The organism is Pseudomonas duriflava (assembly GCF_007830155.1).
Classification (GTDB): domain Bacteria; phylum Pseudomonadota; class Gammaproteobacteria; order Pseudomonadales; family Pseudomonadaceae; genus Chryseomonas; species Chryseomonas duriflava.
Genome location: NZ_VLKY01000004.1, coordinates 63680 through 88716 on the forward strand (window position 1 = coordinate 63680; position 25037 = coordinate 88716).

26 protein-coding genes and 1 pseudogene are annotated in these 25037 nt (G+C 55.3%); 21 read left to right on the forward strand and 6 right to left on the reverse strand.

Annotated elements, in window-relative coordinates; all coding sequences use genetic code 11:
- Nucleotides 1-134: 134 nt before the first annotated feature.
- The 16 genes from ispG to IQ22_RS06740 all read left to right on the forward strand — a co-directional run bounded on the left by ispG (nucleotide 135) and on the right by IQ22_RS06740 (nucleotide 15079).
- The gene (gene ispG, locus IQ22_RS06670) at nucleotides 135-1247 is read left to right on the forward strand and encodes a flavodoxin-dependent (E)-4-hydroxy-3-methylbut-2-enyl-diphosphate synthase (RefSeq protein ID WP_145139950.1); all 1113 of its coding nucleotides are present in this window, start codon (nucleotides 135-137) and stop codon (nucleotides 1245-1247) included.
- A gap of 53 nt (nucleotides 1248-1300) precedes the next feature.
- Nucleotides 1301-2614: a histidine--tRNA ligase gene (gene hisS / locus IQ22_RS06675; protein WP_145139953.1), complete on the forward strand. Its 1314-nt coding sequence runs from the start codon at nucleotides 1301-1303 to the stop codon at nucleotides 2612-2614.
- 9 nt (nucleotides 2615-2623) lie between these two features.
- Nucleotides 2624-3268 (forward strand): tetratricopeptide repeat protein, encoded by a 645-nt coding sequence (locus IQ22_RS06680; RefSeq protein ID WP_145139956.1) that lies wholly within the window; start codon nucleotides 2624-2626, stop codon nucleotides 3266-3268.
- The gene (bamB, locus tag IQ22_RS06685; protein WP_145139959.1) at nucleotides 3268-4410 is read left to right on the forward strand and encodes an outer membrane protein assembly factor BamB; all 1143 of its coding nucleotides are present in this window, start codon (nucleotides 3268-3270) and stop codon (nucleotides 4408-4410) included. Before IQ22_RS06680 ends, bamB begins: the two co-directional genes overlap by 1 nt.
- A 78-nt stretch (nucleotides 4411-4488) precedes the next feature.
- A complete protein-coding gene (gene der / locus IQ22_RS06690) occupies nucleotides 4489-5970 on the forward strand; it encodes a ribosome biogenesis GTPase Der (protein ID WP_145139962.1) in 1482 nt (493 codons plus the stop codon).
- Nucleotides 5971-6146: 176 nt separating this feature from the next.
- Nucleotides 6147-7295 (forward strand): pyridoxal phosphate-dependent aminotransferase, encoded by a 1149-nt coding sequence (locus IQ22_RS06695; protein ID WP_145139965.1) that lies wholly within the window; start codon nucleotides 6147-6149, stop codon nucleotides 7293-7295.
- Complete coding sequence (locus tag IQ22_RS06700; protein ID WP_145139969.1) at nucleotides 7283-8074, forward strand: amidohydrolase; 792 nt, start codon at nucleotides 7283-7285, stop codon at nucleotides 8072-8074. Before IQ22_RS06695 ends, IQ22_RS06700 begins: the two co-directional genes overlap by 13 nt.
- A 117-nt stretch (nucleotides 8075-8191) precedes the next feature.
- Nucleotides 8192-8371 carry a 3-hydroxyacyl-CoA dehydrogenase NAD-binding domain-containing protein gene (locus tag IQ22_RS23825; protein WP_280177084.1) on the forward strand — a complete coding sequence of 60 codons (180 nt, stop codon included), beginning with the start codon at nucleotides 8192-8194 and terminating at the stop codon, nucleotides 8369-8371.
- A 22-nt stretch (nucleotides 8372-8393) separates the two neighbouring features.
- The gene (locus tag IQ22_RS23830) at nucleotides 8394-9116 is read left to right on the forward strand and encodes a 3-hydroxyacyl-CoA dehydrogenase family protein (protein ID WP_280177085.1); all 723 of its coding nucleotides are present in this window, start codon (nucleotides 8394-8396) and stop codon (nucleotides 9114-9116) included.
- Nucleotides 9117-9135: 19 nt separating this feature from the next.
- Nucleotides 9136-10569, forward strand: coding sequence for a sigma-54 interaction domain-containing protein (locus tag IQ22_RS06710; RefSeq protein ID WP_145140658.1), 1434 nt, complete (start codon nucleotides 9136-9138; stop codon nucleotides 10567-10569).
- 201 nt (nucleotides 10570-10770) lie between these two features.
- The gene (locus IQ22_RS06715; protein ID WP_145139972.1) at nucleotides 10771-11139 is read left to right on the forward strand and encodes a hypothetical protein; all 369 of its coding nucleotides are present in this window, start codon (nucleotides 10771-10773) and stop codon (nucleotides 11137-11139) included.
- Nucleotides 11123-11893 (forward strand): 3-hydroxybutyrate dehydrogenase, encoded by a 771-nt coding sequence (locus IQ22_RS06720; RefSeq protein WP_145139975.1) that lies wholly within the window; start codon nucleotides 11123-11125, stop codon nucleotides 11891-11893. The genes IQ22_RS06715 and IQ22_RS06720 overlap by 17 nt, the downstream gene beginning before the upstream one ends.
- 26 nt (nucleotides 11894-11919) lie before the next feature.
- Nucleotides 11920-12621: a CoA transferase subunit A gene (locus IQ22_RS06725; protein WP_145139977.1), complete on the forward strand. Its 702-nt coding sequence runs from the start codon at nucleotides 11920-11922 to the stop codon at nucleotides 12619-12621.
- 2 nt (nucleotides 12622-12623) lie between these two features.
- Nucleotides 12624-13250, forward strand: coding sequence for a CoA transferase subunit B (locus IQ22_RS06730; RefSeq protein WP_145139979.1), 627 nt, complete (start codon nucleotides 12624-12626; stop codon nucleotides 13248-13250).
- Nucleotides 13251-13350: 100 nt separating this feature from the next.
- Entirely contained in the window at nucleotides 13351-14529 is a 1179-nt protein-coding gene (locus IQ22_RS06735; RefSeq protein WP_145139982.1) for an acetyl-CoA C-acetyltransferase, read from the forward strand.
- A gap of 112 nt (nucleotides 14530-14641) precedes the next feature.
- Complete coding sequence (locus IQ22_RS06740; RefSeq protein WP_244308995.1) at nucleotides 14642-15079, forward strand: DUF4174 domain-containing protein; 438 nt, start codon at nucleotides 14642-14644, stop codon at nucleotides 15077-15079.
- Nucleotides 15080-15124: 45 nt separating this feature from the next.
- Here the strand turns inward: IQ22_RS06740 and IQ22_RS06745 are convergent, their stop codons facing one another.
- Both IQ22_RS06745 and IQ22_RS06750 read right to left on the reverse strand, forming a co-directional pair.
- Complete coding sequence (locus IQ22_RS06745; RefSeq protein WP_145139985.1) at nucleotides 15125-15817, reverse strand: glutathione S-transferase; 693 nt, start codon at nucleotides 15815-15817, stop codon at nucleotides 15125-15127.
- An 89-nt stretch (nucleotides 15818-15906) separates the two neighbouring features.
- A complete protein-coding gene (locus IQ22_RS06750) occupies nucleotides 15907-16998 on the reverse strand; it encodes an NADH:flavin oxidoreductase/NADH oxidase (RefSeq protein ID WP_145139988.1) in 1092 nt (363 codons plus the stop codon).
- Nucleotides 16999-17146: 148 nt separating this feature from the next.
- On the opposite strand from IQ22_RS06750, the gene IQ22_RS06755 reads away from it, so the two are divergent.
- The 3 genes from IQ22_RS06755 to IQ22_RS06765 all read left to right on the forward strand — a co-directional run bounded on the left by IQ22_RS06755 (nucleotide 17147) and on the right by IQ22_RS06765 (nucleotide 18889).
- Nucleotides 17147-17623: a MarR family winged helix-turn-helix transcriptional regulator gene (locus IQ22_RS06755; protein ID WP_145139991.1), complete on the forward strand. Its 477-nt coding sequence runs from the start codon at nucleotides 17147-17149 to the stop codon at nucleotides 17621-17623.
- 110 nt (nucleotides 17624-17733) lie between these two features.
- Nucleotides 17734-18126 carry a DUF6491 family protein gene (locus IQ22_RS06760; RefSeq protein WP_145139994.1) on the forward strand — a complete coding sequence of 131 codons (393 nt, stop codon included), beginning with the start codon at nucleotides 17734-17736 and terminating at the stop codon, nucleotides 18124-18126.
- Between the two features lie 73 nt (nucleotides 18127-18199).
- Nucleotides 18200-18889 carry a thermonuclease family protein gene (locus IQ22_RS06765; RefSeq protein WP_145139997.1) on the forward strand — a complete coding sequence of 230 codons (690 nt, stop codon included), beginning with the start codon at nucleotides 18200-18202 and terminating at the stop codon, nucleotides 18887-18889.
- A 51-nt stretch (nucleotides 18890-18940) separates the two neighbouring features.
- On the opposite strand, the gene IQ22_RS06770 is transcribed toward IQ22_RS06765, so the two are convergent.
- Entirely contained in the window at nucleotides 18941-19777 is an 837-nt protein-coding gene (locus tag IQ22_RS06770; protein ID WP_145140000.1) for a M23 family metallopeptidase, read from the reverse strand.
- Between the two features lie 123 nt (nucleotides 19778-19900).
- Between IQ22_RS06770 and grxB the strand changes: the two are divergent.
- Nucleotides 19901-20368 (forward strand): annotated as a pseudogene (grxB, locus tag IQ22_RS06775) (glutaredoxin 2); the annotation flags it as partial.
- A gap of 19 nt (nucleotides 20369-20387) precedes the next feature.
- Nucleotides 20388-20534, forward strand: a complete 147-nt coding sequence (locus tag IQ22_RS24060) for a hypothetical protein (protein ID WP_158635413.1) — start codon at nucleotides 20388-20390, stop codon at nucleotides 20532-20534.
- A gap of 19 nt (nucleotides 20535-20553) precedes the next feature.
- On the opposite strand, the gene xseA is transcribed toward IQ22_RS24060, so the two are convergent.
- The 3 genes from xseA to IQ22_RS06795 form a co-directional block, all read right to left on the reverse strand.
- On the reverse strand, nucleotides 20554-21933 hold the full coding sequence (gene xseA / locus IQ22_RS06785) for an exodeoxyribonuclease VII large subunit (RefSeq protein ID WP_145140006.1): 1380 nt from the start codon (nucleotides 21931-21933) through the stop codon (nucleotides 20554-20556).
- A 33-nt stretch (nucleotides 21934-21966) separates the two neighbouring features.
- Nucleotides 21967-22938 (reverse strand): D-2-hydroxyacid dehydrogenase family protein, encoded by a 972-nt coding sequence (locus IQ22_RS06790; protein WP_145140009.1) that lies wholly within the window; start codon nucleotides 22936-22938, stop codon nucleotides 21967-21969.
- Nucleotides 22939-23002: 64 nt separating this feature from the next.
- Entirely contained in the window at nucleotides 23003-25006 is a 2004-nt protein-coding gene (locus IQ22_RS06795) for a TonB-dependent siderophore receptor (RefSeq protein WP_167654160.1), read from the reverse strand.
- Between the last annotated feature and the right edge of the window lie 31 nt (nucleotides 25007-25037).

Below are 25037 nucleotides of genomic sequence, written 5' to 3' on the forward strand. Positions count from 1 at the left end.
ACGGTGTTATAGCGAAGCGGCTATTCAAAGCCGCTTTAGCATTGTATGGATAGTCGTTTTTTCAGTTGTTTTCAATTTTGTAGCTGGGCCCATGCGAGATGGTCCTGGCAATCATCAGGAAGAAGAGTCCTGTCATGCATAGCGAATCGCCCATCAAACGTCGGCCCTCTCGCAAGATATGGGTAGGCAACGTACCGGTAGGGGGTGATGCCCCGATTGCGGTACAAAGCATGACCAACACCGAGACCTGCGATGTAGCGGCAACCGTGGCGCAAATTCGGAGGCTGGAAGAGGCTGGCGCGGATATTGTGCGTGTATCGGTCCCTGACATGGATGCCGCCGAAGCGTTCGGTCGTATTAAGCAACAGGTGAACGTTCCTTTAGTGGCCGATATTCACTTTGACTACAAAATTGCCCTGCGTGTAGCTGAGCTTGGCGTAGACTGCCTGCGTATCAATCCAGGCAACATTGGTCGCGAGGATCGAGTAAGAGCTGTAGTGGATGCTGCTCGTGACAAAAATATACCGATCCGTATCGGGGTTAATGCTGGCTCGCTGGAAAAGGACCTCCAGAAAAAATATGGTGAGCCGACGCCCGAGGCGTTACTTGAATCAGCCATGCGTCACGTCGACCATCTCGACAAGCTGGATTTTCATAATTTCAAGGTCAGTGTGAAGGCCAGCGATGTCTTCATGGCGGTTGCTGCTTATCGGCTGTTGGCCCGACAGATCGAGCAGCCGCTGCACTTGGGAATTACTGAGGCGGGAGGGTTGCGTTCGGGAACGGTCAAGTCAGCGGTAGGCTTAGGCATGCTATTGGCCGAAGGCATTGGCGATACCATTCGTATCTCATTGGCTGCGGATCCTGTCGAAGAAATCAAAGTAGGATTCGATATTCTCAAATCCTTACGCCTGCGCTCGCGTGGAATCAATTTCATTGCCTGTCCCAGTTGCTCTCGTCAGAACTTCGACGTCGTGAAAACGATGAACGAGCTGGAGGGACGCCTCGAAGACCTGCTAGTGCCTCTGGATGTAGCAGTTATCGGTTGTGTAGTAAACGGTCCAGGCGAAGCCAAGGAGGCTCATGTGGGCTTGACCGGCGGAACCCCGAATAACTTGGTTTATATCGATGGCAAGCCAGCCCAGAAACTGACCAATGACAATTTGGTAGACGAGCTCGAGCAGTTGATCCGTCGCAAAGCCGCTGAAAAAGTTGAGGCTGAGGCGGCAGTAATAGCTCGTAGCTGATCCCGTCGGTGGGCTAAGTGCCCGTTCTAGTTGAAACGAATCAAGGATTCTTCGTGAGCAAGTCTCTGCAAGCCATTCGTGGCATGAATGACATACTGCCGGAACAGACGCCCGCTTGGCGTTATCTGGAATCAACATTTGCCCGTTTGATGGACGGGTACGGTTACAAGGAAATCCGTTTGCCTATCCTTGAATTCACCGAGCTGTTCGCTCGTGGAATAGGAGAGGGCACGGATGTAGTCGACAAAGAGATGTATACCTTTGCCGACCGTAACGGTGAGTCGCTGACGCTTCGTCCGGAAGGTACGGCGGGTTGTGTGCGTGCTGTGCTTGAACATGGCCTGACCGGCGGCGGACAGGTACAAAAGCTCTGGTACACCGGGCCTATGTTCCGATATGAGAAGCCGCAAAAAGGGCGTTATCGTCAGTTCCATCAAATCGGGGTCGAGGTGTTCAATCTCCCTGGGCCGGATATTGATGCCGAGCTGATCGTGCTGACTTGGCGACTATGGCAAAAGCTTGGTATTGCCGATGCTGTAACTCTACAACTAAATAGCTTGGGGTCGAGCGAAGCGCGTGCGACCTATCGTGACGCACTGGTTGCCTACCTCCAGGAACGTTTCGAGCAGCTGGATGAAGACAGCCAGCGCCGTTTGACCACAAACCCGTTGCGTATTCTCGACAGCAAAAACGCCCAAACTCAGGCTGTATTAGCCGAAGCACCTACACTGGCGGATTATCTGGATGACGAGTCCCGTGCGCATTTTGAAGGTTTGAAGGCACGCCTCGACGCAGTCGGTATCGCGTATACCCTCAATCCAAAGCTTGTACGTGGCCTCGATTATTATGGCCGTACCGTATTCGAGTGGGTTACCGATAAGCTGGGAGCTCAGGGAACAGTATGTGCGGGTGGCCGCTATGATGGTTTGATCAGCCAGTTTGGTGGTAAACCAACGCCCGGCGTCGGTTTTGCCATGGGCGTCGAGCGCCTGGTATTGCTTCTGGAAACGTTAGATCGGATTCCTGCAGAGCTAGGCCGTCCAATGGACGTCTATCTGTGTATGTTCGGCGAGGAAGCTGATGTAGCAGGGTTAGCCCTGGCGGAAAAGCTTCGCGATGCGTTGCCTGCGCTTCGACTTGCTGTGAATGCCGGTGCCGGTAGCTTTAAAAGTCAATTCAAGAAGGCCGACAAAAGCGGTGCTCTGTTTGCGTTGATCTTGGGCGAAAATGAGCTCAGTCAGCAGCGGATCGGCTTGAAGTCCCTACGCAGCGATGATGAGCAGGAACTGGTTGCCTGGGATGAATTAACTACCCGTCTGCAAGAGCGCTTGTCTCAGCAGATTCCAGCCGACCGCGAACGTGAATAGGAGTAGCCGGTGAGCTCGCAGATTGAAGATGAAAACCTCGCTTCCGTGAAGGAGTGGTGGCAGCGTAACGGCAAGCCTCTGCTCATTGGTGGAGTATTGGCCCTGGCAGCGGTGTTGGGCTGGCAGGCCTGGGAACGTTATCAGGCGAACCAGTCTCAAGGCGCCTCGATGGTGTATCAGCAATTGGTAGAAGCAGCCCTTGATCCAAGTGGCAAGCCTGACACGGCTCGTGTCATGGATCTTTCTAACCAGTTGAAGCAGGAATATGCCGGTTCGGCTTATGCTCAATATGGCAGCCTTTTTGTGGCCAAGGTAGCCGTCGAAGGCGGTAAGCTCGATGATGCCGCCCGTGAGTTGAAATCTGTGTTGGACAAGCCCGCCGATGAAACCTTAGGTGAGCTGGCTCGTCAGCGATTGGCGCGTGTGCTCGCCGCTCAAGGCAAAGCCGATGAAGGCCTCAAATTGCTGGAAGGCCAAGTGGAAAAGCCTTATGCCGCCAACCGCGATGAGCTAAGAGGCGATTTGCTAGTGACTTTGGGCCGTATGGACGAAGCACGTGCCGCCTACGAAAAAGCAAAATCCGAATTGTCGGATGACGCAGCGGAAGGCACGTTACAGATGAAACTTGATGATCTGGCAAAAGGAGGCGCCTGATGTTGCGCTGGAAACAGATGGTGCTGGTAGCGCTAGCCTTGGCTGTCGTAGGGTGTAGCAGTAGCAAGACTAAGGAATTGCCTCCTGCCGAACTGCAGGAGTTTACAAGTGAAGTTCAACTCAAAGAGCAGTGGAGTCGTTCGATTGGTGAGGGCCAAGGGGAGACTTATAACCAGCTGACACCTGCTGTTGATGGTCAAAGCCTCTATGTGACCGATAGTGAAGGTCTGGTCATGGCTTTGAATCGCGAGAGCGGTGATGTGATTTGGAAGAAGGAACTGGACGTTCCTGTCTCGGGCGGTGTAGGGGCCGGCTACGGTCTCGTATTGCTTGGAACTCTTCGCGGCGAGGTTATTGCCTTAGACGCTGCGTCCGGTGATGAAAAGTGGCGCTCTCGTGCATCCAGTGAGGTGCTGGCACCGCCGGTTACCAATGGCGATATCGTGGTCGCGCATACTCAAGATGACAAGCTGTTTGCCTTTGATGCCTCGACGGGTGATCGTCGTTGGCTCTATGAGGAAAGCATGCCGGTTCTCACCTTGCGAGGTACCGGTGCGCCTGTGGTCACAAACCGCTATGTCGTGGCAGGTCTATCCAGTGGTAAAGTCATTGCCCTGGACACCCAGCGTGGTCTGCCCCTTTGGGAACAGGTTGTAGCCGTTCCTCAAGGACGTTCCGAGCTAGACCGCATGGTTGATATCAATGGCGGCATGCTGCTCTCAGGTTCCACCTTGTATGTAACAACCTACCATGGCCGAGTCGCCGGTCTTGATCTGGAAAGTGGCCGTATGCTGTGGCAGCGTGATGCTTCCAGTTATACGGGCGTAGCTGAAGGGTTTGGCAACGTCTATGTTAGTCTGGACAATGGTACGGTCGAAGCCGTAGATCAAAATAGCTCCTCTGCCCTGTGGAGCAACGAGTCACTGGCGCGTCGCCAGTTATCAGCGCCTGCAGTACTTTCGAGCTATGTCGTGGTCGGTGATTTTGAGGGCTATATTCATCTACTGAGTCAGGTAGATGGCCATATGGCTGGCCGCGAAAAACTGGGTAATGGTGGCATTCGGGTTCGTCCGCTAGTGGACGGCGACTGGATGTACGTGTATGGCAACGGCGGTAAGCTAGTCGCCTACACCATTCGCTAGACCGCTCGGTAATGATATGGCCGCTACCGCTCTGACGATAGCGGCCTTTGTGTTTTCAGTATTCCTGTGGAGAGCCGCATGGTTCCCGTTATTGCTCTGGTGGGTCGCCCAAATGTCGGCAAATCCACATTATTCAACCGTCTGACCAAAACCCGTGATGCTATCGTGGCGGATATTGCGGGTCTGACCCGTGATCGCAAATATGGCGAAGCGCACTGGCAGGGGCGGACGTATATCGTTGTCGACACCGGCGGTATTTCTGGTGACGAAGAAGGCATCGACATGAAGATGGCCGAGCAGTCGCTGCAAGCCATCGAAGAGGCAGATGCCGTTTTGTTCATTGTAGATTCTCGTGCCGGCATGACGGCAGGGGATCAGATGATTGCCGAACACCTGCGTACCCGAAACAAGCGCAGCTTTCTTATAGCGAACAAGGTCGATACCGTCGATCCGGATATTGCACGCGCCGAGTTCAGCCCTATGGGGATGGGCAATGCGTTGACCATCGCGGCGTCTCATGGCCGCGGTATTAGCGCAATGCTCGAAGAGGTACTGGGTGATTTCCCCAAGGACGCGGAAGAGGAGACATTCGGCGAAGAACCTGAAGGGGATGAGACCGCTGAAGGTGTGGTCGAGAAGCGCATTCCGGGGCCTGATGAAAAGACTGGTATCAAGATCGCCATCATTGGACGCCCTAACGTGGGTAAGTCGACGCTAGTCAATCGTATGCTGGGTGAAGAGCGAGTCATTGTTTATGACCAGGCCGGCACCACACGGGACAGCATCTACATTCCCTTCGAGCGCAATGAAGAAAAATATACCCTGATCGATACGGCAGGTGTACGCCGCCGCGGCAAGATCTTTGAGGCGGTCGAAAAGTTTTCGGTTGTGAAGACCCTTCAAGCGATTCAGGATGCCAACGTCGTTATTTTCGTGATGGATGCCCGTGAAGGGGTCGTCGAGCACGATTTGAACCTTTTAGGGTTCGTATTGGAGACCGGGCGAGCCTTAGTTATTGCCTTGAACAAGTGGGATGGCATGGAGGCAAGCGAGCGTGATTATGTGAAGACTGAGCTGGAGCGGCGACTCATGTTTGCTAACTTCGCCGATATTCACTTTATTTCTGCTTTGCACGGTACAGGTGTTGGGCATTTGTACAAATCGGTGCAGCAGGCTTTCACGGCAGCCGTAACACGTTGGCCAACCAGCCGCTTGACCAAGATTCTTGAAGATGCTGTCAGCGAGCATCAGCCGCCATTGGTAAATGGTCGTCGGATCAAGCTGCGCTACGCCCATATGGGAGGTGCTAATCCGCCGCTGCTGATCATTCATGGTAATCAGGTGGATGCCGTACCACGCGCCTACACCCGTTATTTGGAAAACACCTATCGTCGCGTGTTGAAACTGATAGGTACGCCGATCCGTATCGAATACAAGTCGGGTGAGAACCCGTATGCGGATAAGAAAAATGTGTTGACCGAACGGCAGGTAAACAAGAAGCGCCGCCTGATGAGCCATCACAAGAAGGCGGAAAAGAAGCGCAAGGACAAGCGTCGTTAATCGTTTGTTAGCGGCACGTCTCGCGTGTCGCTAACTGACAGGCACTACTGCTAGTTGTCATGAGCGACTATGGGCAGCAGGTAAAAGCATCTACTCAAAAAACGATAGCGGTATGCCTCGCTTCGTTAAGCATTGAGCGCCCCGAGGCCGAACCGCCATCTCTGTCGGAGCGTTTGATGATCCACAGCAAGCTGCCAAACCTGGGCGTCACGATTTTTACAAAGATGTCCCAGCTCGCCCTGGAAACCGGGGCCATTAATCTATCGCAAGGTTTTCCAGATTACGATGGGCCGCAAGCATTGCGCGAGGCCGTAGTGCGGCATGTTATGGCTGGACACAATCAGTACGCCCCTATGGCCGGTTTGCCTGCGTTACGTGAGCAAATCGCACATAAAGTAACGGCGTTGTATGGGCGGACGGTCGACGCGCAGAACGAAATTACCGTAACGCCTGGTGCGACCCAGGCGCTGTTCTGTGCCATCCAGGCGATCGTACGTGAAGGCGATGAGGTTATTGTATTTGACCCCTGTTATGACGCCTACGAGCCATCAGTTGAACTGGCCGGCGGCCGTTGCGTACACGTGCCGTTGACACTGCCGGGGTTCAGGATTGATTGGGAGCGCTTACAGGCCGCCTTGAGCGTACGCACCCGTGCGATCGTTTTGAATACTCCTCACAATCCCAGCGGCGCAATCATTAGCCATGAAGAGCTTGATCAATTAGCTTCGCTGATTCGCGACCGTGATATTTACCTTATCAGCGATGAGGTATATGAGCATCTGGTATTCGATGGCAGATCGCATGTGAGCGTACTCTCCCACGAAGAGCTATATGCCCGTGCTTTTGTAGTGAGTTCGTTTGGTAAGACCTATCATGTGACCGGCTGGAAGACAGGCTATGCTATCGCGCCGCCTGCGCTTTCAACGGAATTACGTAAAGTACACCAGTATGTGAGCTTTTGTAGCGTGACGCCGCTGCAATGGGCCTTGGCTGATTTCATGGCAGCGCACCCGGAACATGTCACCGAGCTTCCTGCTTTTTACCAGAGCAAGCGTGATTTGTTTTGTGATCTGATGAGTTCGTCCCGCTTCGATTTTACCCGTACAGCTGGAACCTATTTTCAGCTGGCCGATTATTCTGCAATTCGTGACGATCTAAGTGACGTTGAAATGGTCGAATGGCTGACACGTGAGCACGGTGTGGCTGCGATCCCAATCTCAGTGTTCTATCAGCAGCTACCCCAGGGCTTGCGCCTGGTACGTTTCTGTTTCGCCAAACGAGAGGAGACGCTGCGCCGGGCAGCGGAGAAACTGTGCGCGATTTAAGCTTACGACCTGATTTGAATATAGCGCTCATCCAAGCCAGCCTGGTCTGGCATGATGCCTCGGCCAACCGTGACCGTTTTACGGCCTTGTTGCAGCAGGCGAAAGGCGCTGACCTGATCGTTCTACCTGAAATGTTTACCACAGGCTTTTCCATGGATTCCGCCTTGTTGGCTGAAGAGGAGGGCGGGCGAACCTACGCCTGGATGCGTGAGCAAGCCTCGTTACTGGATGCCGTGGTGACAGGAAGCTTCATCGTACGTGATGCAGAAGGGCATTATCGCAATCGCTTGCTATGGGCGCGTCCGGATGGAACGCTTTCGCATTACGATAAGCGTCATCTGTTCCGTATGGCGGGGGAGCATGAGCATTATACGGCCGGAAAGGAGCAGGCTGTATTCGAGCTCAAGGGATGGCGGATTCGACCGCTGATCTGCTATGACCTGCGCTTTCCGGTCTGGAGTCGTGATCCGGTAAAGACCGATCTGTTGCTCTATACGGCTAACTGGCCAGCAGCCCGGCGTAACCACTGGAACCGCTTGCTGCCAGCACGGGCCATTGAAAATTTGTGTTATGTAGCCGCGGTAAATCGTATTGGCGAAGATGGTCGAGGTGTTGTCTACAGTGGCGATAGCCAGGTTCTGGATTTCCAGGGTGAGGCGTTGCTGGAGGCGAAGGAAAATACAGGCGTATTTACCGTAGCCTTGTCAGCAGAAACATTGTCGCGTTATCGCGATGCTTTCCCCGCCTATCGAGACGTGGACGATTTCGCGCTGTTATAAGCGCTCCGTCACTTAACTTGAGACGCTTGATCTTGGGGCCTTAGTATCCTGGGCTTGCTGGCCGACCTGATCGGGTTGCAGACTGTTTGCTTCGGCAGGCCAATAAGGATCACCCTCATGCATGTGCCTCGCATTGCCATTCTTGGCGCCGGTCTTATGGGCGTAGGGACCGCTACACATTTCGCTCGCTACGGCCACCAGGTATGGATAAGAGATGTCTCGGCCGAGCGTCTGGCGAATGTACCTACTATCGCACATAACATTCTGGCAGAGCTCCTGCACAGCAGATCAGTTTAATCCGGGCGATACAAGAGCTACTGTGGCTCGCATCAGGGCAACCGAGGCGCTGGCAGACCTTGCCGGGGCGGATCTGGTGGTTGAGGCCATACCCGAGCGGCTTGCGCTCAAGCAGGCACTTTATACGGAGCTGGAAGCGGTAATAGGAAGCGAAGCCCTTATTGCCAGCAATACGAGTGGTTTCCCGCCTGATCAGCTGGCACAGGGAATGAAACATCCCGAGCGTTTGTTAATTGCCCATTTCTGGAATCCACCCCACTTGATTCCTCTTGTTGAAATCGTGCCGGGCTCGCAGACGATGCCCCAGACAGTAAAGCGCCTGCAAGAGCGGTTGCAGGTTATGGGGCTGGAAGTCGTGCTTCTCAAGAAAGCCATTCCGGGATTCATCGGTAACCGGCTTCAGTTCGCTCTGTTGCGCGAGGCTCTGGCTATTGTTCAGAGCGGCGCAGCAACGGCAGAAGATGTCGACCGGGTGATGCGTGCTTCGCTGGGGCGCCGCTATGCCATGGTTGGCCCACTTGAGGTGGCCGACATGGGAGGGCTCGACACTTTTCTCGACATCGCCAGTCATTTGCTGCCCGTTTTGGCTAAAGACGAGACGTCGCTTGAGGTCTTGCGTGAGCAGGTTGTACAGGGAAAGACTGGGCTACGTAGCGGAGAGGGGCATTATGTCTGGGACGAGGAGCGTAAGGTGCGTATTGCAAAGCGGCGTGCCTATCAATTACGCCATGCCTTACGACCTTGAAGCCACCATGGATACCAACATGACGATGGCCAATGACCTGAGCGATTATCGGCAGATCAGCTTGCGGGCGATTCGATCCCTGTTTGAAAGTATTGAGCAGAGCAGCGAAGGAACGGTAATCGTAGACCGCGATTTGCGGATTGTCTGGATGAATGAACGTTATGCCCGCCGCCTGGGTTTGCCTGATGCCCAGTCGGCCATTGGGCGTATCTGTGAGGAAGTGATCCCGGCGAGTCTGCTACGTGAAGTCGTGACGACCGGGCAGCCGATCTTGCTGGATCTGCTCGATACGCCAAAAGGGCCTCTCGTAGTGATGCGTCTGCCTATCCATGACGATAGCGGTACCGTGATTGGTGCGATTGGGTTTGCACTGTTTGACGAGTTGCGCACGCTGGCTCCTGTAGTGACTCGCTTTTTACGGATGCAGGAGGAGTTGGCTTCAACGCGTCGATCCTTGCAGAACGCACGCCAAGCCAAATACAGCTTTGCTCACTTTGTGGGGAGCGGACCTGCCTGCCAAGAGGTCAAGCGCCGGGCACGTAGGGCCGCCACGGTCGACTCCTCCGTGTTGCTGCTTGGTGAAACCGGGACAGGTAAGGAGCTGCTGGCTCATGCCATCCACGCCGCATCGCCCCGAGCAAACAAGCCATTCGTAAGCATTAATGCGGCGGCTATTCCAGAGCCTCTGTTAGAAGCAGAGTTTTTTGGAACAGCGCCAGGGGCCTTTACAGGAGCTGACCGTAAGGCGCGTCCGGGCAAGTTGCAGATTGCTCAGGGCGGCACCCTGTTCTTGGACGAAGTTGGGGATATGCCTTTGAGCTTGCAGGCCAAGCTACTTCGGGTCTTACAAGAAAAGGAGTTCGAACCGCTCGGCTCGAATCAAGTGCTGCGTTGTGACGTTCGCCTGATTGCTGCTACTTCGCGCAATCTTGAGGCCATGATCAGTGACGGTACCTTTCGTGCCGACCTGTATTACCGGTTGAACGTATTACCGCTCCACGTGCCGCCTCTGCGTGAGCGGAGCGAAGATATGTCATCGTTGTGCGAGGCGATCCTGGACAGTCTGCTGACTGAAGGACACGCCCCGCGTGAATTAGATGACCAGGCTCTGGCCTTATTGGCGTGTTACGACTGGCCGGGCAATGTGCGTGAACTCCGGAATGTGCTGGAACGTGCCGCTCTGCTCAGCGACGAAACGGTGATAGGGGCTGCAACTATTGCGTCGGCGCTTGGGCGATCAGTGCCTTTGCCGAAGCCTGAGCCTCAACCGGTACGAGAAGCGACGGTAACAAGGACCACGACTTTTATGGCTGCCCGCCAGGAATTCGAGCGGAGCTTCATCATGGAAACCCTGGCAGCCTGCTCTGGAGAAGTAGATGAGGCGGCACGCCGTCTGGGACTAGGCCGTTCGACGTTCTACAAGAAAATGGCAGCACTCAATGTTTTGTCTTGAAAAAGAGACATGTCCCGATTTAGAGACATATTGGAAGGAATGCGTCTCTGAATAGAGAATTAATGGGGCCAAGTGCCTTGCTAGCCCTTGTTTTAAAGGAAATTAGCTGTGGCATGAGTTTCGCTACATAACCTGTACGGTCTCCGTTTTAGAAGAACAACAAGCCGCTTGCCGCTGAAATGGACAGGTGAGGAGAAAGTCATGAAGGTAACGAATGCCCGCTTGGTATCGGATTTGTGGGTGCCTGCCCCCTTAGGTAATGCATTGACGGCCCGGGCCTTTACTCACGTCTATAGCCGTTTCTGGCCAGCTGCCATGCAGAAACGGCAAGATCTTCTGACGTTTGGTTTTTCTATCTTTCTGCTCTTCCTGCGCTCCGCGCGTGCGCGTATTTCTTCTTTATGTTCCAGTCTTTTTATCCCTGTACGGCCGATACGGGGATACGGGACGGTTATGTCTTCAGGAAAGCGTCTAGGCTGGATAAGGAAAAATCATTGCAGCGGTGTGCCGTCCATCTCCTACACCACAGGTATCCCCGTAGAGGAAAGAAGCTATGGAACTGAAAGGTAAGACTGCCCTGGTGACCGGCTCCACCAGCGGTATCGGTCTGGGAATTGCTACCCGTCTGGCTCAGGCCGGGTGTGATCTGATTCTTAATGGTTTTGGCGACAGCGAGGCACCCAAGGCGCAGGTCGGTGAGGCGGGCGGGCGTGTGGGGTATCACGCGGCAGACTTGTCCCAGCCGGAGCAAATTGCTGACCTGTTTGCCTATGCTGAACGAGAGTTCGGAGGGGTAGATATTCTGGTCAATAACGCCGGTATCCAGCACGTTGCTCCAGTAGAAAGCTTTCCGATAGAGAAATGGGACGCAATCATCGCCATCAATCTGTCTTCCGTTTTTCATGCGACGCGCCTGGCGTTGCCAGGGATGCGCGAACGGGGATGGGGCCGTATCGTCAATATTGCCTCTGTGCATGGTTTGGTAGGGTCAGCACAGAAATCCGCTTATGTAGCCGCCAAGCATGGGGTGGTTGGCCTAACCAAGGTAGTGGCTTTGGAAACCGCAGACTGCAACATAACGTGTAATGCCTTGTGCCCTGGTTGGGTGTTGACTCCTCTCGTGCAGCAACAAATTGATGCGCGTGCAGTGGGAGACGGTGATCTGGAGCGCGCGCGTCGGGAGTTGCTGGAGGAAAAACAGCCTTCTCTGGAGTTCGTGACGCCAGCGCAGTTGGGTGAGCTGACCACCTTTTTGTGCACTGAGGCGGCCGCGCAGGTACGCGGTGCGGCTTGGAACATTGATGGGGGCTGGTTGGCCCGTTAATCCACAATAACGATAAGAGGTAAGCCATGAACAAGCTTTATCCCAGCGCCGCCCATGCCCTGGAAGGGGTAGTGCAGGACGGCATGACTCTGGCGGTCGGCGGTTTCGGCCTATGCGGTATTCCCGAAGCGCTTATCGTAGCCCTGCGTGATACAGGCAAACGCGAGCTGACTGTGATCAGTAACAATGCGGGCGTGGACGGTTTCGGTCTGGGGCTTCTGCTCGAAACTCGTCAGATCAAGAAAATGGTTTCTTCCTATGTGGGTGAAAATAAGGAATTTGAGCGGCAATACCTTTCCGGCGAGCTTGAGCTGGAGTTCACGCCCCAAGGGACACTTGCTGAAAAATTGCGGGCAGGAGGCTCGGGTATTCCTGCCTTCTTCACACGTACAGGTTACGGGACTCAAGTGGCCGAGGGCAAAGAGACACGCGAGTTCGATGGTGAGCATTACGTCATGGAGCGCTCACTCGTTGCAGATGTCGCCCTGGTCAAAGCACTCAAGGCCGATAAGGCAGGCAATCTCATCTTCAACAAGACGGCGCGCAATTTCAATCCGCTGGCCGCCATGGCTGGCAAGCTGTGTATTGCCGAAGTAGAGCAGTTGGTCGAGACCGGTGAGTTGGACCCAGATGAAGTCCATCTGCCGGGCATTTTCGTACAGCGCCTAGTCGTTAATGCTACGCCTGAGAAGCGTATAGAAAAACGCACCTTGTCGGAGGGCAATTAATCATGGCCTGGACTCGTGAGCAGATGGCGCAGCGCGCCGCCAAAGAATTGCAGGACGGCTTTTATGTCAACCTTGGGATTGGCCTACCCACATTGGTAGCCAACTACATTCCTGAGGGGATGGATGTCTGGCTGCAATCCGAGAATGGTCTATTGGGTATCGGCCCGTTCCCGACTGAAAAAACCATCGATCCAGATCTGATCAATGCGGGAAAGCAGACCGTAACGGCCTTGCCGGGCAGCAGTTATTTCGACAGTGCCTTGAGTTTTGCCATGATTCGCGGTGGGCATATCAATTTGGCCATTCTTGGCGCAATGCAGGTTTCGGAAAAAGGCGACCTGGCTAATTGGATGATCCCAGGCAAGATGGTTAAAGGCATGGGCGGGGCGATGGATCTCGTCGCAGGAGTCAAGCGAGTGGTTGTACTGATGGAACACACGGCCAAAGGCGCACACAAGATCCTGCCTGTTTGCGACCTGCCCCTGACCGGTGTAGGTGTGGTCAACCGGATTATTACAGACCTTGGCGTATTGGATGTGACCGAGCAGGGGCTGAAGTTGGTCGAGCTTGCTGACGGGGTTACGTTTGAGGCGCTTCAGGAGGCTACCGGCTGCTCGGTTATTACATAAGCTACCGGGTTAATGCGCTCCGCTTATTTACCCCTGGAAAGCAGTAGGCCGTTGTAAGCGAAGCGCAGCATGCCGTGTCACGTCTTCTAGGAGAATAACAATGCGAGATGTAGTGATCGTGGCTGCCACCCGGACGGCTATTGGAAGTTTTCAAGGCGGGCTGGCCACAGTGCCCGCAGTCGAGTTGGGCGCAGCCGTTATCAAGGCTGTGTTGGAGAAAACCAGTGTTGCTCCAGAGCAGGTCGGCGAAGTCATCATGGGACATGTGCTGACGGCTGGGCTCGGCCAGAACACGGCACGCCAGGCGTCCATCAAGGCGGGGCTACCCTCGTCGGTTCCAGCTATGACGATCAACAAGGTTTGTGGCTCAGGCTTAAAGGCGCTGCACTTGGCTGCTCAGGCGATCTACTGTGGTGATGCTGAGGTCGTCGTGGCGGGAGGGATGGAGAGTATGAGTCTGACTCCCTATGTATTACCCAAAGCCCGTACTGGACTACGCATGGGACATGCCGAGCTGGTCGATTCAATGATTCAGGATGGTCTTTGGGACATCTTTAACAACTATCACATGGGCATCACTGCAGAAAATCTGGTTGAAAAATATGGGATCAGCCGTGAGGCGCAAGACACCTTTGCTGCCGCCTCGCAGCAAAAAGCAACCGCTGCCCTTGAGGCTGGGTATTTCAAGGAACAGATCACGCCGATCCTTATCCCGCAGCGCAAGGGTGATCCCTTGGTGTTCGACATCGATGAGCAGCCGCGTGCCGGCACGACAGCTGAGGCGCTGGCCAAGCTCAAGCCAGCATTCAAGCCGGACGGTACGGTCACGGCAGGCAATGCGTCCAGTATCAATGATGGAGCCGCCGCCGTCTTGTTAATGAGTGCCGAAAAGGCCGCTGCGCTGGGCGTACCGGTACTGGCTCGTATCAGGGCCTACGCCAGTGCGGGAGTAGATCCTTCAATCATGGGGATCGGCCCTGTATCGGCAACGCGCCGCTGTTTGGAAAAGGCGAGCTGGAGCCTGGATGAGCTGGACCTGATTGAGGCTAATGAAGCGTTTGCCGCACAGGCGTTGTCAGTCGGCCAGGAGCTGGGCTGGGATTGGGACAAGGTCAATGTCAATGGTGGTGCTATTGCCTTGGGCCATCCGATCGGTGCCTCGGGCGCACGTGTAGCAGTCAGTTTATTATACGAGCTGATTCGCCGTGATGGACATAAAGGTTTGGCAACGCTGTGCATTGGTGGCGGGCAGGGCGTGGCGCTGGCGATTGAGCGGTGAGATCAGCGCTGTATTGCAAAAGGTGTAGCAGGTGATTTTTTTGCCTATCGGACAGGTCGCTATAGAGATGACGTCTATGGGCGTCCTGTCTGATCGCTAAAAGGAGGCGTGCATGCCTAAATCTTTAACTGCCTGTGCCCTGATAGTAATGGCGGGGTTTTCCAGCGTTGCACTGGCTGCCGAAGAGGACAATCCGCTACTGGCAGAGCGTTGGCAAACGCGGCCACTTATTATCCTGGCGAAGTCTGCGAACGATCCGGTACTCGTCCAGTTGAAGACGGCGCTGGAGGAGCCCCGTAATCGAGAGGCATTCGTAGAACGAGACATGGTGTTGTATACCGTGGTGGGTGATACGGGCGACCGCAATGATAAGCCGCTCACGCCGGCGCAGACCGAGGCCCTGGTAAGGGCGCTGAGGGAGCGCCCTGAAGATCAGGCCCTGGTTATCCTGGTTGGCAAAGACGGCGGCAAGAAGATTGTTCAGCGTGGGGGTATCAACCCTGCAGAGATTTTTACAACGATTGATCAAATGCCGATGCGTCAGCCGTAGTCGCTTGGACGCGGCGTATCTGAATGAGATTCGCGGTTGTACGTATTACAACGTATTTGTTTCCCGTTTTTCCGAGGCATAGGCATACGGACCGCCTTTTCCCAGCGCACGCTGGTAGGCCGGGCGGGCATGAATGCGCTCCAAAAAGGCCATAAGGTTGGAGCGGTTGGCATTCAATCCGGCTCGAGACGCGGCGGTCTCTAGCGGAAAGCTCATCTGGATATCGGCTGCGGTGAAGTGATCGCCAGCAAACCATTCGCGCGTACTTAATTCGCTTTCCAGATAGTCGAGATGGCGATCGAGCTGTGGCTGGATAAAAACACGTATTACTTGATCGCACAGACCTCGAGCAATGGGCTTGGCGAAAAACGGCATCGGGCCGGAGCGGACCCGTTCGAATACCAACTTGAGCAATAGCGGCGGCATGGCGGAACCCTCGGCGTAATGCAGCCAGTAGGTATAACGCATAGCGTCAGGCGAGTCGGCAGATGGCATCAGGTGTGAGCCATAGCGGCGGGTCAGGTAGTCGATAATGGCCCCAGATTCGGCCAACGTTTGTGGACCGTCTGTAATAACAGGGGACTTGCCCAGTGGATGAACTGCACGAAGTTCTTTTGGTGCTAGCAACGTTTTGGGGTCGCGCTCATAGCGTTTGATTTCATAATCGAGGCCCAGCTCTTCAAGCAGCCAGAGGATGCGTTGCGAGCGAGAGTTTTCAAGGTGATGAAGAACGATCATGACGGCTCCGACTGGCTGGGATTGCTTTCAGCCTAGCGCAAAGAAAAGGCGCCGGGTAAGCGGCGCCTTTTCAAGCAAAGCCTGCTGTATCAGCGACGCTTCAACCAAGCGGCATAGGGGGGAGGCAGAAGGTCCTGAGGATTTTCGCGGCCCAATGCGATAGCAGCATGGTAAGGCCAGAAGGGGTCGCCCAATACGGCCTTGCCAAGCATAATCAGGTCAGTTTGACCGCTGGTGATCAGCTCGTTGGCATCCTGTGGCTCGCGAATCGACCAGCTAATAGAAGTCAGCACACCCACTGCATCGGTAATCTGCTTGGCTTGCTCACCCATGAAGCCTGGCTTGCCCCACGGTACGTTGGAAACGTCCGGTGTGTTGAAGCCCATGCTGACGTCGATCAAGTCCATGCCGCCTTCCTTGAAGCGGCGAATCAGTTCGATGGATTCGTCTATACCCTGATCACCTTCAACGAAGTCCGTCACGCCCAGGCGTACGATCAGCGGTAGATTTTCCGGCCATACTTTACGTACGGCATGAAATGTTTCCAGCAGGAAGCGGGCGCGGCCTTCGAAATTGCCACCGTACTCATCGGTACGCTTGTTAGCCAGAGGAGAGAAAAAGCTCTGGGCCAAATAACCGTGGGCGAAGTGCAGCTCCAATAGTTGGAATCCGGCCGCCAGGGCGCGCTTGGCCGCAGCGACGAAGTCTGCCGTGACCCGGTGGATATCGTCCACCGTCATGGCCTTGGGGGAGCGGGGCAGGTGTGCACCAAAGGCATTATCGGATGGGCCGATGGTCTCCCACGCCAGGGGGTGATCTTCAGGCAGGTGGTCGTCGCCTTCCCAGGGACGATTGGCGCTTGCTTTACGGCCTGCGTGCGCGATTTGGATACCAGCAACCGCGCCAGTGGATTTAATGAAATTGACAATAGGCTTGTAGGCTTCAGCCTGTTCATCGTTCCAGATACCCAAGTCTGACGGAGTAATACGGCCTTCAGGGGACACGGCGCTTGCTTCGACGATAATCAGGCCTGCACCGCCTGTGGCACGCGAGGCATAATTTTGGAAATGCCATTCGTTGGGCATGCCGTCCTGAGCCATGTACTGGCACATGGGGGAAACGGCCATACGGTTACGCAGGGTGATATCTTTGAGTTTCAATTCGCTAAACAGATCAGCCATCGGGCATGTTCTCCAGGAAGGAAAGGCCTCTACACGAGTAGGCCTTAGAAATTTGCTGTTATATTGCGTTCAATATAATTGCGAGTGATGTATTTAAGCAAGAGGCGGGGCGTCGCAAGGTAGCGGCTACCGTTTCATCGAGGTCTTCATGTCTTATTCGATACACGAAAGCGAAAAAGGCTCCACAAGTGCGCTTTCTCTCGACGAACAACTGTGTTTTCCGCTTTATGCCGCGGCCAACGCGACGGTTCGTGCTTACCGGCCATTGCTGGAGCCGCTGGGGCTAACCTATCCGCAGTACTTGGTCATGCTAGTTCTGTGGGAAAGAGACGGCTTGAAGGTGACCGAAATCGGCAAGCGTCTTCGCCTGGACACTGGCACCCTGACGCCACTAGTCAAGCGTCTCGAAACGGCGGGCTTGGTCTCTCGGGCGCGGCTGGCAGAAGATGAGCGCTGCGTGGCCGTTACCTTGACCGAAGCGGGGAAAGCATTACGTGAGGTTGCTCGTGATGTGCCGGCGGCAATGAAACGTACATTGCCGCTTGAGTCCGATACAGTGGCTGCACTGAAGGCTGGCCTGACTCATCTGATCGAGCTTAGCGAAGCCTTGAGTGCCCGTGAATGAGAAGATTCATAACGTCCAGGTAGAGCGGTTTGCCTATTCTGCAGGCGAAATGGAATCTACCTGGCGTACGGTTTTCCTATTTTCTATCGCTACTTACGCGCCGGATATCTATGCACACGCTACGGACTGTTTTTCTTCTCGGCCTGACTATGTTGCTCGCCGCATGCGCTACCCCCTTTGGCCCGCCCACATCGCTTGAAGGCAAGCTCCGTCGCTTGGGATATACGCAAGGGGAGCCAGTCCGGACCATCATGGGGTTTGACCTTTCCGGCTGGAGTTACCTGGATCATCGTCATATTGCTTTGGGTACTGGCCTGGGTCGTGCCTATCTTCTCGAATTCATTCAGCCATGCACTAACCTGAACAGCGATAACCGGATCGGTTATACCTCTCGCGGGGCAGGCTTGAGCCGTGGCGATGTTATCGTGTCGAACAATCTGGCAGGCGCTCAAGAGCGCTGCCCTATCGGCGAGCTATACAAGTTAATACCGCTGGACCGCTAATGACGGCTCCACAGCCGCCTCTTCCCGAAGGGCATCGACCCTTCCAATCCCATCCGTCTACAGGAGCCACAGAGTGAAACGCTTGATCGCAACCGCTGCCTTGATACTTGTCCCCTGGCTAGCCAGTGCGCAAAACCAGACTCTAGAGTGCCGTGTAGTGGGAGTGCATGATGGCGATACCCTGACCTGCCTGACCGCACAGAAAAAGCAGCTCAAGGTTCGTCTGGGTGAAATCGATACGCCCGAGACCAAACAGCCGTATGGTACCCGTGCGCAACAGTCGTTATCGGCGCTGGTGTTTGGCAAGGATGTGCGCCTGACCGTACAGGACACGGACCGCTATGGGCGTAAAGTGGCCCGGGTATACCAGGGCAAGACTGATGTGAATGCCGAGCAGGTTAAATCCGGCTCCGCCTGGGTGTATCGGCAGTATCTGAAGGACAAGTCGCTGCTTAACCTTGAAGCCGAGGCTAAGGCTGCCAAGCGCGGGCTATGGGCCTTGCCAGAGGCTGAACGGATGCCGCCTTGGGAATGGCGCAAGGCTGACCGCGATAAACGCCAGGCGCAGCGCGAGGGTACAGCAACTTACACGCCACCGGTCAAAGACGAGACGGAAGCGGCCGATGTGTTCAATTGTTCAGCGCTCAAGGCATGCAAGGCTATGTCGAGTTGCGCTGAAGCGAAGTACCAGTTGCAACACTGCGGTAACACGAAAATCGACGGTAACCGTGATGGTATCCCATGCGAGGCACTATGCCGATGACGGCAGGATGACCCGTCGTCATGTGGGATAGTGCTTCTATCGCAATAAGGTTCAGGGCTTATAGGCCCCAATAAAGATCGCCGGGTCGACCCGGGCATCGTTCAGGCTGATATTCCAATGCAGATGCGGACCCGTCGCCCGGCCAGTCGATCCAACTCGCCCGACCGCGCCACCGCGAGGTACTTCCTGGCCGAGCTTTACATCGACCTTGGATAGATGGCAGAACATGCTGATGAAGCCCTGCCCATGATCCAGAAAAACCGTACGGCCATTAAAGAAGTAATCGCCGACCAGAATGACCTTGCCCGCGGCTGGTGCCTTGATTGGCGTACCGGCCGGCACGGCAAAGTCCAGACCGGAATGCGGATTGCGTTCCTGACCATTAAAGAAGCGACGCAGGCCGAAAGGGCTGGATAGACGACCATCGACCGGCTTATCGAGGAGCAGATTGCTGGGTGTACCGGGTGAGAAAATCCGATAGGCCTGGGTCTGTTCTGCCAGCTCCCGTTCGATGCGTTTCAGGTCGTCCGGGTTGGGATTGACCTGACGCTCGTTCTTGAGCGTGATGTGCTGTTCTTTGTAGCGACGATCTTCCACTGTAAACGTTGCGGTATGGTTTCCGCGCCCAGCGGTAACCTTCAACGTCTGGCTGCCAGGCTTGGCGCTCAAAGGGATGCCCACAATGGCGATCCAGCGAACACCTTCCTCTTTTACGACCAGAACAGGCTTGCCCTGATAAGTCACCTTGGGTGCGGAGGGATCGTTGCCGAGTGGCACAACCGCGACTCCTCCCGGTACGGGCTTGTTCAATAAACGTGTGATAAAGCCTTCGGCGTGAACGTTAACGGAAAGGCAGAGCATAACGAATAGAAGTATGAAGCGAGACATAGGATCCAATCGGCGTGAGATGTCTCTTCATCCTCGTCGATGTTTGGGAAAGAGGCAAATTGGTATCGCTGAACCGCGTAGCCCCTTCTAGAATTAATCGTGGGGTTCCAGGAGGACAGGCCCATGAAGCTCTATTACTACGAACATTGCCCCTTCAGTACCAAAGTCAGAATGGTGCTGGGCCTTAAGCGCCTCGACATTGAGCAACAGGTCCTGCTGTATGACGACGAGGTGACGCCACAACGGCTGGTAGGCAAGAAGGCTGTGCCGATTCTGGTCAAGGATGACGGTCTGGCAATGTCGGAGAGCTTGATGATTGTTCGTTATCTCGATCATTTATCGGGCGGGCTATTGATCGCCGAAACCCAATCGCAACCACTGATGGCTTGGATTGAGTCGATCATGGAGTCGTATCAGGTTCTGGGCTATCCTCGCTGGGCACGGATCGGCCTGAAAGAATTGGCCTCGCCAGAAGCGCATGCCCTGTTCGTGCATAAGAAAAGCCGGATCATAGGTGACTTCAACGCAGCTCTGATCCGCTCTGAGGTAGTAATGGGGGCGATGAAGCCGCAGTTCAGACTGCTGACCGAGATGTGCGATCCGCCCGCAATTGACCCTGGACGACGTCAATCTGTTTCCCATCCTGCGTGGCTTCAGTGCCGCGGCTGGTCTAAGCTGGCCGGACTCGGTACGTCGTTATGTTGAGGGGATCAGCGCCCGTGTGCAGGTCGAAACCTTTTTCGAGCGCGCCTGTTGATCATCTCAGCCCATATCGCTCAGTCCAGCAGCGAGAGTGTGACGGGCTCCTGATGGTTGTCTTCTACTCGCACATCTAACTCACCTTCGCCCAGGCGCGCCTTCAGCCGTTGGCCATTACGCGTCTGTCCAGCGGAGCGGATGGCCTGCCCTCGTTCATCGAGCAGGATGCTATAGCCACGGCCCAGCGTGGCCAGTGGACTGACGATATGCAGGGTTTGCACCTGCGTAGCCAAGTGCTGACGACGCTCCTTGAGCTGGCGCTCCATCGAGCGCGGCAGCTGTTGCGCCATATGTTCCAGACGCTGACGCAACAGGGCAATCTGGCGGCCCGGATGCTGGCTTGCCAATCGAGTCTCGGCGTGTGCTAGGCGATCACGCCGAGTATTCATTCCAATAACAAAGGCCCTGCGCAAACGCATATCCAAGTCGTCGACCCGCTGGATCTGCTGGCGCAGGCGCTCACCGGGATGCTTAAGCTGGCGCGAATAGGACTCCAGACGCAGACGGTCGCGGCTCAACCGCTCGCCCATGCGAATCACCAGGCGGCGGTACAGGACCTCCAGACGCTGTTGCAAATCGCCGGTGTGTGGCGCCAGCAATTCGGCTGCGGCTGACGGAGTCGGCGCACGCACATCGGCGACAAAATCTGCAATAGACACATCAGTTTCATGGCCAACGGCACTCACTACCGGTGTTTGGCAAGTGGCCAGGGCGCGTGCTACAGGTTCTTCGTTGAAGCACCACAGATCCTCCAGCGAGCCGCCACCACGGGCCAGAATTACCGCGTCGAAACCTTGGGTATCGGCTGTTTGCAAGGCACGAACAATTTGTGCCGTCGCCTCGCGTCCCTGAACAGCAGTTGGGATCAGAGTCAGTTCAATATGCGGCGCACGACGCTTGAACACGCTCACGATATCTCGGATTACGGCACCAGTTGGTGATGTAACGATGCCGACGCGGCACGGGTGGCTCGGCAGCTTCTTTTTGCGCTCTTGCGCGAAGAGGCCTTCGTCGAGAAGCTTTTGCTTTAGTGCGTCGAAAGCCTGACGCAGCACGCCGTCACCGGCGGGCTCCAGCGTTTCGAGAATCAGCTGATAGTCGCCACGCCCCTCAAACAACGAGACTTTGCCGCGCACTTTTACTGCCAGGCCATCTTTTAAGAGATGGCGTACACGCAAGGCATTCTGCCGGAAGAGGGCGCACCGTATCTGAGCGTCCTTGTCCTTAAGCGTGAAATAAACATGGCCGGACGCCGGTCGAGCCAGGTTGGAGATTTCACCCTCTACCCAGACCTGCGCAAAGATGTCTTCCAGCAACACCCGGGCGCGCCCGTTGAGCTGGCTGACGGTTAAGACCTCACGGTCGAGGCCGAGACGTTGAAAAGGATTGGTAAGCATGGCAGGCATCATAAGCCTGCCATGGCCTGCGCGCTAGCGACCCAGGACCTCTGGATTCGCCACATTGACCGGCTCGCCGGAAAAGAAGGCTACAAGGTTGGCAAAGGCCTCGCCAAAGTACAGCTCGTAGCTGTGCTTTTCTACATACCCTAGATGCGGCGTGCACAATATACGAGGGTGGGCCAGTAATGGATGGCCGGGGGAGAGAGGTTCTTCCTCATAAACATCTACCGCTGCATAACCAGGGTGCCCAGTCTCGACTGCCATCAGCAGCGCGCCCGGTTCAATCAGACCAGCCCGCGCCGTATTGACCAGTAATGCCGACGGTTTCATCCGGGCCAGGTCCTCGCGCCGTACGATATGGCGGGTCTTGTCTGAGTAGCGCAGATTCAGGCTCAACACATCCGTTTCGGCAAAAAAGGCTTCCTTGCTATCTGCTGCGCGATACCCATCAGCAGCTGCGGCCTTTCGGGAGGCCTCGCTGCCCCAGATCAGGACGGTCATGCCGAACGCGTGGCCATAGCGTGCGAGCAGCTTGCCAATCTTGCCATATCCCCAGATACCCAGTATTTGCCCGTTCAGGCGCTCTCCCAGATTGACCTGCCAACCACCGGCATAAAACGCATCGATGGCCGGTTTAAGTTTGCGTCGCGCCATGAGAATCAAGGCCCAGGTCAGCTCAGCGGCTGCAATGGGCGAGCCGGTGCCTTCCACGACGGCGACACCGTGCCGGGTACAGGCAGCAATATCCAAATGTTGGGTGGCTTTGCCGGTTTGGCTGACTAGTTTGAGTTGAGGCAGGTGCGACAGCAAATCGTCATCGATTCGGGTCCGTTCCCGGGTAAGTACCAGGGCATCCGCCTCGCGAAAGCGTTCGATCAGGACACTGGGTTCTTGCCCTGCGTCGTGATAGACCGTGACGGTATGCCCGGCACGTTGAAGTAAGGAAAAACAGTCCAGGGTTTCGACCACGTGTTGATAGTCATCAGGGATGACAATATGCATGGCGGCGCTCCGCAGTATTCTTGTACTGACAGTTGAGCACAAGATCTGCGTAGCGCCTAGCCTGTCAGAACGTCACGCTGGCGCTGATCCTGGCCGTACGAGGTTCACCAACATTGACTTGCAGTTCGCTACCGGTGCTGGATGGGTAGTAATGCTTGTCAAACAGATTATCCACATTTAATTGCACCTGGGTCTTGTAGCCGGCTACTGGATGCTCCCAGCGCACAAAGGCATCGGCGACGGTATAGCTGCTCATCCAGAAACTGTTGGCATTGTCGCCGGCGCGCTCGCCGACATAGCGTGCGCCCGCCCCGACATGCCAGTTGCCCAGCCCCGAAGGAATGGCGAGGTGATGCGAAAGGTAAAGGCTGGCCGTTTGCTTGGGTGCCTGACTCAGTCGATTCCCTTCATTGTCAGGATCATCAAGAATCTCCGTATGGGTATAGGCATAGGTTCCGATCAGGTTCCAGCGCTCGGCAAGGCGTCCGGTCACGTCCAGCTCCAATCCTCGAGAGCCAACCTTGCCGGCCGCATCGGATACACTTACCCCATCTATGGTAGAGGTCGTCACGACGTTTTTCTTTTCAATGTCGAACAATGCAAGGTTGGCGCTGAGGTTTGGTGAGATATCGTACTTGGCGCCGATCTCAAAGCTGCGACCTTCCTCGGGATCAAAGGTCTTCCCGTCGTCGTCTACCGTTTCGTTGGGTACGAACGAGCGGCTGTAGTTGCCATACAGCGACAGCGCATCATTGACCTTGAAGACCAAGCCGGCAAATGGCAGGAAGGTATCGCCGTTATCGTCGCGGTTTACCGTGCGGCTGCTGCCCAGCCCTTGTGCACTATACTGATCGTAGTGCTGCTGGCGTCCGCCCAGGACCAGAATCCAGCGGTCGTTCAGGTGCCAGTTGTCCTTGATATAAAGCGAAGTGGACGTTAACTGGTTAGATAAATTGCTAGTGGTTGTGCTGATTACGCTCGGCTCGGCCAGGCTGCCGTAAGTGGGCGAATAAATGTTGAAGCCGGCCTGGGCAGTATTGCGGTAGGTCTTGCCGCGGTACTTATCTGAGTCTTCCTGCTCCGCTCCGATGAGAAGATCATGGCGTTGTCCCAGAAAGTCCTGTTGGCCGATGAAATCCCAGCTGGCATAGCGGGTCTCGTAATCGTAATGACCACCATTGGCCTGGCGGCGCAAGACGCCTGTACTGGACAATGAGCTAGGCTGGGCAATGGCAAGGCTGTAGCGGTCATTGTTCCAGCCATAGGTCAGGCGGGTTTTCCACGTGTCGCTGAGTTGGTATTCGAACCGTGCAGTAGCGGTTTCGCTGATCCCAGTGGTCTTGGCCCACTCTTCATCAAGGCGTTTGTCGTAGCTGACATTGGCTGGATGACCATCTACAAATACGGTGCCACGATCGAACGGGCTGGTGTAATCATTATATTCATAGGCCAAGGTCAGGCTGGCGCGTTCGCCTGTCCAGGTCAGTGAGGGCGCGATAAGCGTGTGCTGATCGATACCATAATTACGCCAGTAATCCTCGCTCTGCCGCTCGGCAATCAGGCGGTAAGCCAGGCCAGTGTCACCCAGCGGGCCGGTCGTATCCACGGTAAGACTGCCGCCGCCTTCACTGTAAGCCGAGCCGCTAATCGTTGTGCTTTGTACGTACTGCGGTTGTTTGCTAACAACATTGATCAGCCCGCCTGGCTCTAAGGCACCATAAAGCAACGAGGCGGGACCTTTCAGGACTTCGACGCGCTCGGTAGCCGCACTGAAGTTATGCGACACAACCGAGCGAACGCCGTCGCGCAGAATTGAGCCATCATCGTTAGTGCCAAAACCACGCTTGACCAGCGCATCCTTGGTATTACCTAGTGTATTGCCCTGACTAACGCCGCTAACAAACTTCATGGCGTCATCAAGCGAACGCACCTGATAATCCTGAATCGCCTGTGGCGTTACCACATTGACTGATTGCGCCTCCTCTTTAAGGGGGACGCTTGATTTACTGGCTGTACTAGCATCCCTTGCGAGGTAACTTGATTCGTCGGCTTCCGCCGAGATTTCCATGTTAGGTAACGTAGTCCGGTCAGTCGTTTCT

Coding starts and splice junctions, on each gene's coding strand:
- bamB (WP_145139959.1), top strand. CDS start 3,268: ATGTTGCGCTGGAAACAGATGGTGCTGGTAGCGCTAGCCTTGGCTGTC.
- der (WP_145139962.1), top strand. CDS start 4,489: ATGGTTCCCGTTATTGCTCTGGTGGGTCGCCCAAATGTCGGCAAATCC.
- IQ22_RS23825 (WP_280177084.1), top strand. CDS start 8,192: ATGCATGTGCCTCGCATTGCCATTCTTGGCGCCGGTCTTATGGGCGTA.
- IQ22_RS06795 (WP_167654160.1), bottom strand. CDS start 25,006: ATGGAAATCTCGGCGGAAGCCGACGAATCAAGTTACCTCGCAAGGGAT.
- IQ22_RS06695 (WP_145139965.1), top strand. CDS start 6,147: ATGATCCACAGCAAGCTGCCAAACCTGGGCGTCACGATTTTTACAAAG.
- IQ22_RS06715 (WP_145139972.1), top strand. CDS start 10,771: ATGAAGGTAACGAATGCCCGCTTGGTATCGGATTTGTGGGTGCCTGCC.
- IQ22_RS06755 (WP_145139991.1), top strand. CDS start 17,147: ATGTCTTATTCGATACACGAAAGCGAAAAAGGCTCCACAAGTGCGCTT.
- IQ22_RS06720 (WP_145139975.1), top strand. CDS start 11,123: ATGGAACTGAAAGGTAAGACTGCCCTGGTGACCGGCTCCACCAGCGGT.
- IQ22_RS06745 (WP_145139985.1), bottom strand. CDS start 15,817: ATGATCGTTCTTCATCACCTTGAAAACTCTCGCTCGCAACGCATCCTC.
- IQ22_RS06735 (WP_145139982.1), top strand. CDS start 13,351: ATGCGAGATGTAGTGATCGTGGCTGCCACCCGGACGGCTATTGGAAGT.
- xseA (WP_145140006.1), bottom strand. CDS start 21,933: ATGCTTACCAATCCTTTTCAACGTCTCGGCCTCGACCGTGAGGTCTTA.
- IQ22_RS06790 (WP_145140009.1), bottom strand. CDS start 22,938: ATGCATATTGTCATCCCTGATGACTATCAACACGTGGTCGAAACCCTG.
- IQ22_RS06740 (WP_244308995.1), top strand. CDS start 14,642: ATGCCTAAATCTTTAACTGCCTGTGCCCTGATAGTAATGGCGGGGTTT.
- IQ22_RS06725 (WP_145139977.1), top strand. CDS start 11,920: ATGAACAAGCTTTATCCCAGCGCCGCCCATGCCCTGGAAGGGGTAGTG.
- IQ22_RS06760 (WP_145139994.1), top strand. CDS start 17,734: ATGCACACGCTACGGACTGTTTTTCTTCTCGGCCTGACTATGTTGCTC.
- IQ22_RS06770 (WP_145140000.1), bottom strand. CDS start 19,777: ATGTCTCGCTTCATACTTCTATTCGTTATGCTCTGCCTTTCCGTTAAC.
- IQ22_RS06730 (WP_145139979.1), top strand. CDS start 12,624: ATGGCCTGGACTCGTGAGCAGATGGCGCAGCGCGCCGCCAAAGAATTG.
- ispG (WP_145139950.1), top strand. CDS start 135: ATGCATAGCGAATCGCCCATCAAACGTCGGCCCTCTCGCAAGATATGG.
- IQ22_RS06750 (WP_145139988.1), bottom strand. CDS start 16,998: ATGGCTGATCTGTTTAGCGAATTGAAACTCAAAGATATCACCCTGCGT.
- IQ22_RS06710 (WP_145140658.1), top strand. CDS start 9,136: ATGACGATGGCCAATGACCTGAGCGATTATCGGCAGATCAGCTTGCGG.